Annotated in this window: 14 protein-coding genes; 6 read left to right on the plus strand and 8 right to left on the minus strand. The window is 71.7% G+C overall.

The features are described 5' to 3' along the window. Positions 1–61: 61 nt before the first annotated feature. A complete protein-coding gene (locus tag OHA37_RS14425) occupies positions 62–673 on the plus strand; it encodes a hypothetical protein (RefSeq protein ID WP_266905270.1) in 612 nt (203 codons plus the stop codon). Here the strand turns inward: OHA37_RS14425 and OHA37_RS14430 are convergent. Further along, positions 649–1515 (minus strand): hypothetical protein, encoded by an 867-nt coding sequence (locus OHA37_RS14430; RefSeq protein ID WP_266905272.1) that lies wholly within the window; start codon positions 1513–1515, stop codon positions 649–651. The two genes, OHA37_RS14425 and OHA37_RS14430, sit on opposite strands and share 25 nt — an antisense overlap. Positions 1516–1597: 82 nt before the next feature. On the opposite strand from OHA37_RS14430, the gene OHA37_RS14435 reads away from it, so the two are divergent. The 4 genes from OHA37_RS14435 to OHA37_RS14450 all read left to right on the plus strand — a co-directional run bounded on the left by OHA37_RS14435 (position 1598) and on the right by OHA37_RS14450 (position 4049). Then, the gene (locus OHA37_RS14435) at positions 1598–2371 is read left to right on the plus strand and encodes an alpha/beta fold hydrolase (protein WP_266905274.1); all 774 of its coding nucleotides are present in this window, start codon (positions 1598–1600) and stop codon (positions 2369–2371) included. 94 nt (positions 2372–2465) lie between these two features. Continuing rightward, positions 2466–2888 carry a hypothetical protein gene (locus tag OHA37_RS14440; RefSeq protein WP_266905276.1) on the plus strand — a complete coding sequence of 141 codons (423 nt, stop codon included), beginning with the start codon at positions 2466–2468 and terminating at the stop codon, positions 2886–2888. A 5-nt stretch (positions 2889–2893) separates the two neighbouring features. Beyond that, a complete protein-coding gene (locus tag OHA37_RS14445; protein WP_266905278.1) occupies positions 2894–3313 on the plus strand; it encodes a thiol-disulfide oxidoreductase DCC family protein in 420 nt (139 codons plus the stop codon). 10 nt (positions 3314–3323) lie between these two features. Further along, on the plus strand, positions 3324–4049 hold the full coding sequence (locus tag OHA37_RS14450; RefSeq protein ID WP_266905280.1) for a TetR family transcriptional regulator: 726 nt from the start codon (positions 3324–3326) through the stop codon (positions 4047–4049). Between the two features lie 22 nt (positions 4050–4071). Here OHA37_RS14450 and OHA37_RS14455 read toward each other — a convergent pair whose 3' ends face one another. The 3 genes from OHA37_RS14455 to OHA37_RS14465 form a co-directional block, all read right to left on the minus strand. After that, complete coding sequence (locus OHA37_RS14455; protein ID WP_266912792.1) at positions 4072–5628, minus strand: ABC transporter substrate-binding protein; 1557 nt, start codon at positions 5626–5628, stop codon at positions 4072–4074. A gap of 133 nt (positions 5629–5761) precedes the next feature. Beyond that, on the minus strand, positions 5762–7228 hold the full coding sequence (locus OHA37_RS14460; RefSeq protein WP_266905282.1) for a metallophosphoesterase: 1467 nt from the start codon (positions 7226–7228) through the stop codon (positions 5762–5764). After that, positions 7225–7485, minus strand: a complete 261-nt coding sequence (locus OHA37_RS14465; RefSeq protein WP_266880710.1) for an SCO4848 family membrane protein — start codon at positions 7483–7485, stop codon at positions 7225–7227. Before OHA37_RS14465 ends, OHA37_RS14460 begins: the two co-directional genes overlap by 4 nt. Before the next feature lie 121 nt (positions 7486–7606). On the opposite strand from OHA37_RS14465, the gene OHA37_RS14470 reads away from it, so the two are divergent. Then, the gene (locus tag OHA37_RS14470) at positions 7607–8857 is read left to right on the plus strand and encodes a D-alanyl-D-alanine carboxypeptidase family protein (protein ID WP_266905284.1); all 1251 of its coding nucleotides are present in this window, start codon (positions 7607–7609) and stop codon (positions 8855–8857) included. On the opposite strand, the gene OHA37_RS14475 is transcribed toward OHA37_RS14470, so the two are convergent. From OHA37_RS14475 to glyA, 4 genes are all read right to left on the minus strand, one after another. Then, positions 8805–9839 (minus strand): YhjD/YihY/BrkB family envelope integrity protein, encoded by a 1035-nt coding sequence (locus OHA37_RS14475; protein WP_266905286.1) that lies wholly within the window; start codon positions 9837–9839, stop codon positions 8805–8807. The genes OHA37_RS14470 and OHA37_RS14475 overlap by 53 nt on opposite strands. A 145-nt stretch (positions 9840–9984) precedes the next feature. Continuing rightward, positions 9985–10608 carry a 2'-5' RNA ligase family protein gene (locus OHA37_RS14480; protein ID WP_266905288.1) on the minus strand — a complete coding sequence of 208 codons (624 nt, stop codon included), beginning with the start codon at positions 10606–10608 and terminating at the stop codon, positions 9985–9987. A gap of 128 nt (positions 10609–10736) precedes the next feature. Continuing rightward, positions 10737–11750, minus strand: coding sequence for a tryptophan--tRNA ligase (trpS, locus tag OHA37_RS14485; RefSeq protein ID WP_266905290.1), 1014 nt, complete (start codon positions 11748–11750; stop codon positions 10737–10739). Between the two features lie 402 nt (positions 11751–12152). Further along, complete coding sequence (gene glyA / locus OHA37_RS14490; protein ID WP_266905292.1) at positions 12153–13436, minus strand: serine hydroxymethyltransferase; 1284 nt, start codon at positions 13434–13436, stop codon at positions 12153–12155. Positions 13437–13438: the final 2 nt, after the last annotated feature.

A 13438-nucleotide genomic window follows, 5' to 3' on the forward strand; every position in this document is an offset into this window, starting at 1 on the left:
GTCGACGCGGGACCGGCAACCGCCCTACGGGCCGCCGCGCGACTGTGGAATTATCGGCCGCATGAGCGAGCAGCAGCCCAACCCGTACACGAGCGGTCCCGGCGCGGGTGGCCAGGGGGACTACAACACCACTCCGGGACAGCCGAATTACGGCTACCCGCCGCAGCCCGGCTACGGCTACCCGCCCCCGGGCCCGGCCCAGCCGGGCTACGGCTACCCGCAGCCCCCCGCCTACCAGCCGACCATCGCCGGCGAGGGCATCCCCTCCCCGGCCGGCCCCATGACGCCCCCCATGGGGATCCCGGGTCCGCCTCCGATGGGCTACCCCGGAGCCGCCGGGCTCTCGCTCGGCGACATCACCATCGCCGGGGACCAGATCATCACCCCGTCGGGCCCGATGCCGCTCAAGGGCGCGGTCTGGAACGCCACCGACTTCTCGCGGACGGAGGAGAAGATCCCGGCGCACGCGATCGTGCTGGCCGTCATCTTCTTCCTGTTCTGTCTGCTCGGCCTGTTCTTCCTCCTGATGAAGGAGCGCCGCACCACGGGCTACATCCAGATCACGGTCAACAGCGCCGGCCGCCACCACTCCACGATGATCCCGGCGGTCGACCCGGGCACCTACATGTGGGTCATGAGCCAGCTCAATCAGGCGCGCGCACTCAGCATGTGACGCAGCGCCTGAGGCAGTAGCCGCCCGGCTCCGGCCAGTCGCCCGAGCACCGACTCCCCGGCCGGCTCCGGCGGCAGCCGCACGAGCATCCAGGCGAGCCCCCGCAGCGCGTCGATGTTGTACGGGTCCCAGTCCGCGCCCGCCTCCCCCGTGACGGGGAGGCTGCGCGGCCGTCCGACCAGCCCGAGCCATCCCACGATCGCCGCGCGCGCCTCGCCCTCCCCCTGCCCGGCGACGAGATCCCGCGCGGTGCGCGTCCACGCACCGACGGGCCGGGAGGCCTTCACGGTCCGCGCGTGGACCAGGAGTCCGTGCCACCGCGGGTCGGCCAGGGCCGAATCGGCCCACGGCTCTCCCACGTTGAGCACGGGCTCGGTGAGCAGCGCCAGGGTCCGCCGCAGGCCCTCCGAGGGTGCGCAGGCCAGGGCGGTCCGCCTGAAAGCGGCGATCACGGCCGGACCCGGCATCCGCCCGGCGGCCAGCTCCGCCGCGATGAGCACCTCGGGGTGGCCGTAGTGGTGCTGGTAGCGCCACATGCCCGCCGTCCGGTCAAGCAGCGCCCGGCGCTCGGCGGCGAGGGCATCGTCCACGAGCCCGCGACCGGCCACGGCCGCGAGGTGCAGCACGGTCTCCCGGACGGCCTCGGTGTCGACCCCGCGTGCGAGCCGGTCGGCCCAGGCCCGGACGAGTTCCGCCCGCTCCCGGTCGGCCCGTCCAGCCGCCTCCTCCAGCCCCGCCACGACCGCCGGGCTCCGCAGGCTTCCCGTACGGGCGGCGCGCACGAGCCGGTCGGCGCGCTCCGCGAAGTCCGCCGTCCCGGCGCCGCTCTTGATGTCGTCCATGGCCGCCACGGTAGGGGTGCCCACCGACAGTCCCGGGGGAAACCCTGTGGTCTGCAGGGCGTGGGTCCAGGAGGATCACCGGATGATCATTTCTCATGATGTGGACGGGCCCGCAGATGCGCCGGCCGTCGTACTGCTCCATTCCTCCGTGTGCGACCGGCGGATGTGGGAGCCGCAGTGGCGGCCCCTGCTCGACGCCGGGTTCCGGGTGGTCCGGGCGGACTTCCGGACCTGCGGAGACTCCCCCGCCGCCGAGGCTCCGTACAGCGACCACGGGGACGTACGGGAGCTGCTGGACCACCTCGGGATCCGGCGGGCCGCGTTCGTCGGCAGCTCCTACGGCGGGCGGGTCGCGCTGACGCTGGCCGCGCTGCGGCCGGAGCTGGTGAGCGCGCTGGCGCTGCTCTGCCCCGCCCGGCCCGCGCAGCGGCGCGGCCCCGCGCTGCTCGCCTTCAACGCCGCCGAGGCCGCCCTGCTGGACGCCGGCGACCTGGAGGGCGCGGCGGGGCTGAACGCCCGCCAGTGGCTCGGCCCGGACGCCGACGGGGCCGCGCACGCCCTCGTACGGGCCATGCAGCTCGGGAACCTGCGGGGCGCCCTGGCCGCCGACGGGGACCACGAGCTGCCCGAGCCCGTCTTCGAGCCGGCCGCCGTCACCGCCCCCGTCCTCGCCGTCGGCGGCGCGCACGACATCCCCGACTTCCGGGAGGTCCCCGCCGAGCTCGCTTCCCTGCTCCCCGGCGCCGTCCACGTCGAGCTGCCCTGGGCCGGCCACCTCCCCTCCCTCGAACGCCCCGAGGAGATCACCGGGTTGCTGCTGCCCTTCCTCTTCGAGGCGGTCCTTCCGGGACGCTGAGCCAGCCGGGCGCGCCATTCGCTTGAACCTGTTCAAAAAGAGGTCTACAGTCAACGACGTCAGCAGTTGAACACGTTCAAGGGGGCTGAGGGCAATGGACCTCACCGTGGTCGCGTACGTCATCTACCTGCTCATCAGCATCGGCCTCACCGTCTGGGTGGCCCGCACGCTCAGCCGCAACGGCCGGGTCTTCATCGGCGACGTCCTCCAGGGGAACGAGAAGCTCGCCGACGCCGTCAACCAGCTCCTGGTGGTCGGCTTCTACCTCGTCAACATCGGTTTCGTGACCCTCTACCTGCGGTCGGCCGAGGAGATCGTCGCGGCCCGCGGGCTCTTCGAGGCCCTGTCGGTCAAGCTCGGAGTCGTGCTCCTGGTCCTCGGCTTCATGCACCTCGGGAACGTCTGGGTGCTGAACAAGATGCGCCGCCGGGGAATCATGGAGCGCCAGCAGACCCCGCCGGTCGCCCCCCAGGGGTGGACCGCGCCCCAGGGGTGGACCGCTCCCACCGGGGCCTGATCCCCGTGGCCACCGCAGTGACCCGGCACCTGACGGTGCTCTACGACGCGAACTGCCCGCTCTGCGTACACATCCGGCACTGGCTGCTCGGCCAGCGCCGGCTGGTACCGCTCCGGCTCATCCCGGCGGCCTCCGCCGAGGCACGGCGGCGGTACCCGCAGCTCGACCACGCCTCGACGCTGAAGGAGATCACCGTCATCGGCGACTCCGGACAGGTGTGGACCGGGACGGACGCCTTCATCGTCTGCCTGTGGGCGCTGGCCGAGCACCGGCCGAAGGCGAACTGGCTGGCCACCCCGGCCGGCCGGCCCTTCGCCAGGGCCGCCATGTACACCGCCTCCACCTGGCGCGAGGCCGTACGGGACGACTCCGCCGCCCACGACGGGGAACCGGCCTGTGACGACCAGTGTTCCGCACCCCGATAGGCTCGGGACCGTGACTGATCAGAAGGCTCCCAAGAGCGAGCAGACCCGCACGCTCATCCTCGAAACCGCGCTCCGCCTCTTCCAGGAGCGCGGCTTCGACAAGACGACGATGCGCGGTATCGCCAAGGAGGCCGGAGTATCGGTCGGCAACGCCTACTACTACTTCGAGTCCAAGGAACACCTGGTACAGGGCTTCTACGACCGGATCGGCGCCGCCCACCTGGCGGCGGTCCGGCCGATCCTGGACAACGAGACCGATCTGCAGAAGCGGCTCGCGGGCGTACTGACCAGCTGGCTGGACATCGCCGCGCCGTACCACGAGTTCGCCTCGCAGTTCTTCAAGAACGCCGCGGACCCCGAGAGCCCGCTCAGTCCGTTCTCCCCGGAGTCGGAGGCGGCCCGCAAGCAGGCGATCGACATGCACCGCGAGGTGCTGGCGGGGGCCAAGACCAAGGTGCCCGAGGAACTGGCCGACGTACTGCCGGAGCTGATGTGGCTCTCGCAGATGGGCCTGGTCCTCTACTGGGTCTTCGACCGCTCCCCGGACAGCGAGAAGACCCGGCGCCTCGCACAGCGCGGCGCGCAGCTCACGACCCGGGGCATCATCCTGGCCCGGTTCCGGGTGCTGCGGCCGCTGGTGCGCGAAGTGCACGAGCTGTTCACGGACTTCCTGCCGGGCATGGCCCAGTCGGCCGTGTCCCGGCCGGGCCGCAAGCGGGCCTCCGACCCGGAGTAGGGCCCGGCCGCGGGCCGCGGTCCTACAACCAGTTGAGCTCCCACAGCCGCCACACGCCGGTGCCGTCCGAGAGGTACTGGGCGCCCGCGACGGCCTCGCGGGACATCACGTAGTCCTTCTTCTGCCAGATCGGCAGCATCGGGACCTGCTGCGCGACCAGCTTCTGCAGGTCGTGGAAGTCGTTGGCTGCGGCGCCGCGGTCCGAGAAGGACTGGGTACGGGCGATGAGGGCGTCGACGGCCTTGTCGGAGTAGCCGCTGTTCATCGAGTTGTCGGCGCCGACGAGCGGGGCGAGGAAGTTGTCCGCGTCCGGGAAGTCGGCGATCCAGCCGATGGTGTAGGCGTCGAACTCGCCCGCCGCGTAGGCCTTCTGGAAGTCGCTCCACTTCTCGACCGGCTTGACGGTCACCTTGAAGAGGCCGGTGGACTCCAGTTGCGCCTTCAGTGCCTCGGCCTCGGGTACGCTCGCGCCGCGCTCGTTGACCCCGAGGGTGATCGCGACCGGGGCGGTGATCCCGGCGTCCTTGAGCAGCTTCTTGGCGGTGAGCCCGCTCGGCGAGGGCCAGGCGTCGAAGAACGGCGTGCTGTGGGCGGCGATGCCCGCCGGGACGAGGGAGTAGAGCGGGGTGACCGTGCCCTTGTAGACCTCGGTCGCCAGCGTGGCCCGGTCCACGACCGCGGCGACGGCCTGGCGGACGGCGGGCTGGGCCACCGAGGAGCCGGGGCGGAGGTTGAAGACCATGCTGCGGATCTCCGTACCGCCCGAGGTCTCGTACCGGGTGTCCTCCAGGCCCGGATTCAGGGCGGCCAGGACCGCCGGGGGCATGTCGCGGTGGGCGACCTCGATCCCGTGGTCGGTCCAGGCCTGCTCCAGCTGCGCGGAGTCCTTGAAGTACCGCACGGTGACCGCGCTCTTGGAGACCTTGCCCTGACCCTTGTACGAGCCGTTGGGCTTGAGCTCGGCGCTCGCGCCGGCCGTGTAGCCGGCGAGGGTGAAGGGGCCGGAACCGTCGACCTTCTCCTCTTCGCGCAGGGCCTTGGCCGGGTACTTGTCCTTGTCCACGATCGAGGCGGCGCCCGTCGCGATCTTGAACGGGAAGGTGGCGTCCCCGGCGGAGAGGCTGAAGGTGACGGTGCGGCCCTCGGCCTGGACCGACTCCAGGGTGTTGAACAGCGGCGCCGGACCCTGGTCGGAGTTGATCGCCTTGATCCGGTCGAAGGAGAACTTCACGTCCTCGGCGGTGATCGCCCGGCCGGAGGAGAACTTCACGTCCGGGCGCAGCTCGCACTGGTACGTGGTGAGCTCGTTGCCGATGAAGCTGCAGGCGGAGGCGGCGTCGGGCACCGGAGTGTCCGAGCCGGTCTTGATGGTCAGCAGCGACTGGTAGACGTTGCTGAACAGGGCCCAGGAGCCCGCGTCGTACGCCCCCGCGGGGTCGAGGGAGGAGACCACGTCGCTCGTGCCGACGCGGATCGCCTTGCCGCCGCCGGCCGTCTCGGGCAGCAACTGCCAGACGGCGACGGTGCCGACGCCGAGAACCAGCCCGGCCGCGATGGCTTTCGAGCGGACAGACCGCAGCATCCTTGACTCCACCCCACGTGGGCGCACACCGAAGTCTGCGACCCGTTATCCGATTATCGGTCACATCCCATCATGGAAATTCGGCCTCGGGAAGGCCGTTTTGTCGCGTGGCGTTGGAGGTTCGGGCGGTTCAGGCCTGATATGAGGCGAGTTCCACGACTGTGATGTCCGACGGCGCGCCCACCCGGACCGGCGGCCCCCAGGCACCCGCGCCGCGCGAGACGTACAGCTGGGTGTCGCCGTAGCGCTCCAGCCCGGCGACGGTGGGGTTGGCGAGCTCGGCGACGTACTCGCCGGGCCAGAGCTGGCCCCCGTGGGTGTGGCCGGAGAGCTGGAGGTCGGCCCCGTAGCGGACCGCCTCGTCGATGACCACGGGCTGGTGGGCGAGGAGTACGGCGCTGCGTGCGCGGTCCCGGTCGCCCAGCGCCGCCTGGAAGTCCGGACCGTGGCCCTCGCTCTCGCCCGCGATGTCGTTGACCCCGGCGAGGTCGAAGTGCGGGAGCTCGCGGCGGGCGTTTTCCAGAGGGGTGAGGCCGAGCTCGCGGACGTGGTCGACCCACTGCTGGGCGCCGGAGAAGTACTCGTGGTTGCCGGTGACGAAGTACGAGCCGTGGCGCGCGCGCAGGCCCCGGAGCGGTTCGGCGGCGGGGGCGAGGTCGTGGACGCTGCCGTCGACGAGGTCGCCGACGATGGCGATGAGGTCGGGCTGCGTGCGGTTGATCGTGTCGACGATCCGGGTGGTGTGGGCGCGGCCCAGGATCGGGCCGAGGTGGATGTCGCTGACCACGGCGATGCGGAAGCCGTGGGCCGCGCGGGGGAGCTTCGCCAGGGGGACCTGGACCCGCTTGACGCGGGGGCCGCGCAGGACGCCGTACGTGCCGTAACCGACGGTGCCGGCTGTCGTGGCGGCGGCCGTGGCGGCGACGATGCGTGCGAAGCGGCGGCGGCTGAGGGTGGACGGGCCGGCCGCCGCCGGGGCGGGCTGCCCGGGGTCGGCCTCCGCCGGGGTGGCCTCCGCCGGGTCGTGCTGCCCGGTCGGGGCTGCGGGCTCGGGGGTGGCTTCGAGGGTGGCCTGCGGCGCTGATCCCCTCCCCGCCCCTTCCCGAGACTGGGGCTCCGCCCCGGACCCCGTCGCGTCCGCGCCTGCGGCGGCGGGGACGCTCTGGTGCTGCGCCCCCGGACCCGCGGTGTCCGCGCCTGCGCGGCGGGGCTCCGAGGCGGAGCCCGGAGCGGTCGCGCCTTCGGCGGCCGGGGGGCCGTCGGGCTGGGAGCCGGGCCTGTTCTGGCGGCGGAGCCACAGGGTGCGGACCGGCTCGGCCAACAGCATGGCCAGGGAGAGGTAGAGGAGGACGGCCAGCCAGAGGTAGCCCGGCCAGGCGACCGTGCGTTCCAGCCAGAAGGGGGCTCCCGCGCGGCCCGCCACGAGGGCGGCCAGGGACAGGAGCGGGAGCGCGAAGGCCAGGGCGGTGCCCGTGCGGCGGATGCCGCTGCCGGGGGTGGTGGTGTCGCGGACCAGGCGGATCCAGAGCCAGCGGTGCACCAGGACCAGGAGGGTCAGGACCAGCAGGGCCACGACCGCGAAGAGGACGATCGTCACGCGCCCGCCTCCGTACGTGATTCGCGCCGCAGCGCCCGTACCCCGCGCAACCCGATCACTCCGACGGCCGTCCCCAGGAGAAAGGACGCCACAGCCAGGAGAAGGTGGACCCAGAAGTACCCGGTCGGGTCCCCCGCGTCGTCGAAGGCCAGACCGCTGCCGTCCTTCCACAGGTTCCGGACGAAAGACACCCAGATGAACCAGCTCCACACTCCGAAGGCGAGCAGGAACCAGGAAGCGGCGCGGCTGAGTCTCATGAGCCCAGTATCGGTTTCGTCCCCAGGACGGACGCGCCGGGGTGGGCTGTCCCGGCGGTGGTTGCGGCGGGTTGGCCGGTCCGTGACGCTAAGCACAGCATCGGGATGTACTTTCACCTGCGTGTCTGCCAAGAAGACCGCGTTGACGGTCCTATCCGCCGCACTTCCCGTCCTGCTGGTCCCGACGCTGCTGGCCTCGCCCGCGTACGCCGCGCCGACACCGACGCCACCGGTGGACGGGAAGGGTCAGCCCCGCAAGGCGCCCGCGCCGCCCGCCTCGATGTCCACGGTCGGCGGCCAGTCGCTCGGGCAGCCCGGTACGCAGGTCAACCTGCTGCCCGGCGCGCCCGCGCTGCCGACGAGCGTGACGGGGCGTTCGTGGATCGTGGCCGACGCCGAGACCGGCGAGGTCCTCGCCGCGCACAACGCGCACTGGCGGCTCCCCCCGGCCTCGACCATGAAGATGCTCTTCGCCGACACCGTGCTGCCGGGTCTGCCCAAGGACCAGATCCACAAGGTCACCGACCAGGAGCTGGACGGGGTCGGCTCCGGCTCCAGTCTGGTGGGCATCAAGGAGGACGCCGAGTACAGCGTCCACGACCTGTGGCTCGGGGTGTTCCTGCGCTCCGGGAACGACGCCGTGCACGTACTTTCGGCCATGAACGGCGGCGTCGAAAAGACCGTCAGGGACATGCAGGCGCACGCCGAGGAGCTCCAGGCCCTGGACACGCACGTGGTGTCCCCCGACGGCTACGACGCTCCGGGCCAGGTCTCCAGCGCCTACGACCTCACCCTCATCGCCCGCTCGGGCCTGCAGAAGCAGGACTTCCGGGAGTACTGCGGCACGGCCAGCGCGAAGTTCCCCGGCCGGCAGGAGCCGGGCAAGCCCCGCGAGACCTTCGAGATCCAGAACACCAACCGGCTGATGACCGGCGCGGGCGGCCTGCCTCCGTACAAGGGGATCGCCGGGGTGAAGAACGGCAACACCACCATGGCCGGCTCCACCTTCACCGGCGCCGCCCAGCGCGGTGACAAGAAGCTGCTGGTCACGGTGATGAACCCGGAGAGCCCGGGCGCCAACCCCGTGTACGAGCAGACCGCCGACCTGCTCGACTGGGGCTTCGCCGCGAGCGGGAAGGTCAAGCCGGTGGGCGAGCTGGTGCCGCCGAAGAGCGCGGACACCACCTCCCACGGCTCCCCGGCCCAGTCCCACGAGAACAACCCGTCGGCGTCCGGTGCGGGCTCCGGCGGCGGGGTCGGTACCGCCCTCGGCGTGGCGGGCGGGGTGCTGGCCGTGGTGGCCGGCGGGGCCTACGCCGTCAACCGGCGCTGGCCGCGGGGGCGCGGCCGCCGGGCTCGCGGCCAGGTGTAGCCGAGCCGGCGGGCTCGCGGCCCGGTCCCGGTTCCGGGGCGGCTTCGCGGCCCGGCTCCGGGGCGGGCTCGCTGTCGGGTTCCGGCGCGGGCTCGCCGCCCGGTTCCGGGTCCTCCACGCCGTCCCCGTCGGCATCGTCGCGGCTCGCGGTCCACGCCGCGCAGAACAGCAGTAGCTTCGCCGTGAGGTTGATCCAGATCAGCAGCGCGATGGGCACGCCGAAGGCCCCGTACATGCTCTTCGTGGCGACCTCCCGCATGTAGCCGCTGAGCAGCAGCTTCAGCAGCTCGAAGCCGGCCGCGCCGAGGAGGGCCGCCTCGATGAGGCGGCGGCGGGGCGGTTCGACGCCCGGGAGCAGGGTCAGGACGTAGAGCAGGAGCAGGAAGGCGGCCAGTACTCCGACGAGGAAGGCGCCGCCCCGCAGCAGGCCGCCGCCCGCGCCGTCGCGCGGTACGCCCAGCCAGTCGCCGGCCTTGCCGACCGCGCTGGAGCCGAAGATCGAGGCGGCGGCCGAGGCCAGGCCGACGCCGCCGAGGCCGACGAGGACGAGCGCGTCCTTGCCCTTGCGGACGAAGGGGTTGCCCTCGTCCTCGTCGTCCTTCTCCCACACCGCCCGCAGGCAGTCCCGCATCGAGGTGATCCAGCCGATGCCGGTGAAGAGCAGGACGGCGGCGGCGATCAGGCCGACCGTGCTCGCGTTCGCGACGAGGGCGTTGATGTCGAGCTGGTCGGAGATGCCGGGGACCTGCTCGGCGAGGTTCTTCTGGAGCCGGTCGAGCTGGTCCTGGGTGAGCAGTCCGGCGCCGATCGCGGCGGCCACCGTGATCAGCGGGAAGAGGGCCAGGAAGCTGATGAAGGTGATGGCGGCGGCGAGCCGGCTCCAGTGCACGCGGTCGAGCCGCTGGTACGAACGCCACAGGTGGGTCCGCATCACGGCGGACACCAGGGGCCCGATCAGCGGGAGTTTCGTCAGCCAGTCCATACGGTCACCGTAAATGAGCTGTCGTAAATAGCCGGGATTGCCGCTTTTGGGTACTACGGTCGTCGATTGTGACTTTTCGCCCGACGGCTCGGCCGTTCCACGTCCTGATCCTGCGAAGGATCGGTTTCCGGTTGCGGTTCCTGCGTCAGGAACGGCGTGCGGTCGCCTCGCCCGCGGCCGCCGCCGCACTGCTGTCCGTCGCCGAGCCGAGCTGCGCCGGAACGCCGCTCGCCCCACCGCTTGCCCCGTTGCCGAACGGATATTCCCGCAGCTTGCGCCAGACTCCGTCCGAGCCCTGCTCGTAGAGGGCGAAGCCGGTGCAGAGCCACTGCGCCGCGTAGTCGGCGAGGGTGTCGAACGCCAGGTCCATCGCCTCCTCGGAGATCCCGTGGGCGACCGTGACGTGCGGGTGGTACGGGAACGAGAGCTCCCGGCTGAGCGGCCCGTCGGGGTCGCGGACCTGGCCCTGGAGCCGGGTGCAGCCGGAGCCGCCCTCCACGACCTGGACGAAGACCACCGGCGAGAGGGGACGGAAGGTGCCCGTGCCGGCCAGCCGCATCGCGAAGGGGCTGCCGGCGGCCGCGACCGCGGCCAGGTGGGCGCGGATCTCGGGCAGCCGGTCCGCGGCCACCTCCGTCGGCGGTACGAGGGTGACGTGCGTGGGAATGCCGTGCGCGGCGGCGTCCCCGAAGCCGGCGCGCAGCTCCTGAAGGCTGCTGCCGTACGGCTCCGGGACCGCGATCGAAACGCCGAGCGTTACGGTCCCCACGTAGCTCTCCTCCGCCTGTAGTCCTGTGCGTGGTCTGTGCTCCGCATGTGCGTCGCACGAGTGCTGCCGCCCCAGTGTGGCGGCAGCACCCCCCAGATCGCCAGGGCCCTCTTTCTCTTCCGTGCCCGTCAGTGCTTCGCGGGGAGGAAACCGAGGTGGTCGTAGGCCTGCGCCAGGGTCTCGGCGGCGACCGCCCTGGCCTTCTCCGCGCCCTTGGCCAGCAAGGAATCCAGGGTCTCCGGGTCGTCCAGGTACTCCTGGGTGCGCTGCTTGAACGGTGTGACGAAATCGACCATCACGCCGGCCAGATCGGTCTTGAGCGCGCCGTAGCCCTTGCCCTCGTACGCGGCCTCCAGCGCGGGGATCGACTCGCCCGTGAGAGTGGAGTAGATCGTGAGCAGATTGCTGACGCCGGGCTTCTCCACCGGGTCGAAGCGGACCACGGCCTCGGTGTCGGTGACCGCGCTCTTGATCTTCTTCTCGGTGGCCTTGGGCTCGTCGAGGAGGTTGATCAGGCCCTTGGGCGAAGAAGCCGACTTCGACATCTTGATCGCCGGGTCCTGGAGGTCGTAGATCTTCGCGACCTCCTTGACGATGTGCGCGGCGGGGAGGGTGAAGGTCTGCCCGAAGCGCTGGTTGAAGCGCTCGGCCAGGTCCCGGGTCAGCTCGATGTGCTGACGCTGGTCCTCGCCGACGGGGACCGAGTTCGCCTGGTAGAGCAGGATGTCGGCGACCTGGAGGATCGGGTACGTGAACAGGCCGACGGTGGCGTTGTTGGCGCCGTTCTTGGCGGACTTGTCCTTGAACTGGGTCATCCGGCTGGCCTCGCCGAAACCGGTGATGCAGTTCATGACCCAGCCGAGCTGCGCGTGCTCGGGCACGTGGCTCTGGATGAAGAGCGTGCAGCGCTCGGGGTCGAGACCGGCGGCGAGGAGCTGCGCGGCGGACAGTCGGGTATTGGCGCGCAGGTCCTTCGGATCCTGCGGCATGGTGATCGCGTGCAGGTCGACGACCATGTAGAAGGCGTCGTGCGTCTCCTGCAGGGCGACGTACTGCCGGATGGCTCCGAGGTAGTTCCCGAGGTGGAACGAACCGGAGGTGGGCTGGATGCCGGAGAGCGCGCGAGGACGATCAGAAGCCATGGCCCCATTCTCTCAGGTGCGATGGCGGGCTCGGGCCCGCCACTGGCCGGAACCGGGCGGGTCGCCGGGCCCCCGCCCCTCCCCCGTACGAGTACCGGGCGGTAGCGCCCCGTCCGGATCTTGCCTCGGCCGAGCGACCGCTTTCCGCGGCGGGGCCGGACGTGCCGGCCGTGGGCGTGCCCGCGCGGCGCCGCTCCCGGGGACCAGCCCCCGGACCCCCGCTCCTCAAACGCCGGCGGGGCTGGATTTTCGCCGGCGTTTGAGGAGCGGGTCTGTCTTTCAGCCGTCCGGCGTTTGAGGACCGGGTCAGGGCAGAGCCCTGGGAACGGTGGAAGGGCGGGTCGGGGACTTTGCCCCGCGCAGCGGCAAAGGCCGCAGGGGGGCGGACCCCGCCCCGGGGGGTCAGGCGACCGGGAGGCCAGGGGCCGGGAAGGCGGCCATCAGATCGGCCACCGCGGAGCGGATCCCGCCGAGGGCCGCCTCGTCACCCTTGGCCGCCGCGGAGACCGCGTCGGAGATCCAGTCGGCCACCACCGGCATGTGCTCGACGCCGAGCCCCCGCGACGTGAGCGACGGCGTACCGATCCGGATCCCCGACGGGTCGAACGGCTTGCGCGGGTCGAACGGCACCGTGTTGTAGTTGACGACGATGCCGGCCCGGTCCAGCGCCTTCGCCGCGATCTTGCCGGACACCGACTTCCCCGTCAGGTCGATCAGGATCAGGTGGTTGTCCGTACCGCCCGAGACCAGGTCGAACCCCCGCTCCAGCAGAGCGGCGGCCAGCGCCTTCGCGTTGGCCACGACCGCGTGCGCGTACGACACGAACGAGGGCTGCGCCGCCTCGTGCAGCGCCACCGCGATGCCCGCCGTCGTCTGGTTGTGCGGGCCGCCCTGGAGGCCGGGGAAGACCGCCTTGTCGATGGCCTTGGCGTGCTCCTCGCGGCACATCAGCATCGCGCCGCGCGGACCGCGCAGGGTCTTGTGGGTGGTCGTCGAGATCACGTCCACGTGACCGGCCGGGGACGGGTGCGCCCCGCCCGCGATCAGGCCGGCGATGTGCGCCACGTCGGCGACGAGCACCGAGCCCGCCTCCTTCGCGATCGACTCGAACGCCTCGAAGTCGATCGTGCGCGGGAGCGCCGTACCGCCGCAGAAGATCAGCTTGGGCCGCTCCGCCAGCGCGAGTTCTCGTACGGCGTCGTAGTCGATGAGACCGGTCTCCGCCTGGACCCCGTACTGCACGCCGCGGAACCAGGAGCCCGTCGCCGAGACGCCCCAGCCGTGCGTCAGGTGCCCGCCCATCGGCAGCGCCATGCCCATGACCGTGTCGCCGGGCTTGGCGAAGGCAAGGTAGACCGCGAGGTTGGCGGGCGAGCCGGAGTACGGCTGCACGTTGGCGTGGTCGACTCCGAAGAGGCCCTTCGCCCGCTCCACTGCCAGCGCTTCGATGCGGTCGATGTTCTGCTGGCCCTCGTAGTAGCGGCGGCCCGGGTAGCCCTCGCTGTACTTGTTCTGCAGCACGGTGCCGGAGGCCTCCAGCACGGCCGAGGAGACGTAGTTCTCACTCGGGATGAGGCGGAGGGTCTCCGCCTGGAGGGTTTCCTCGGCGGCGACGAAGGACGCCAGCTCGGGGTCGGTCGCGAGCAGGGCGGGGTGGCGGTACGGGTGGTGGTGGTTCGCGCTCATGG

Source organism: Streptomyces sp. NBC_00335, from assembly GCF_036127095.1.
Lineage (GTDB): Bacteria > Actinomycetota > Actinomycetes > Streptomycetales > Streptomycetaceae > Streptomyces.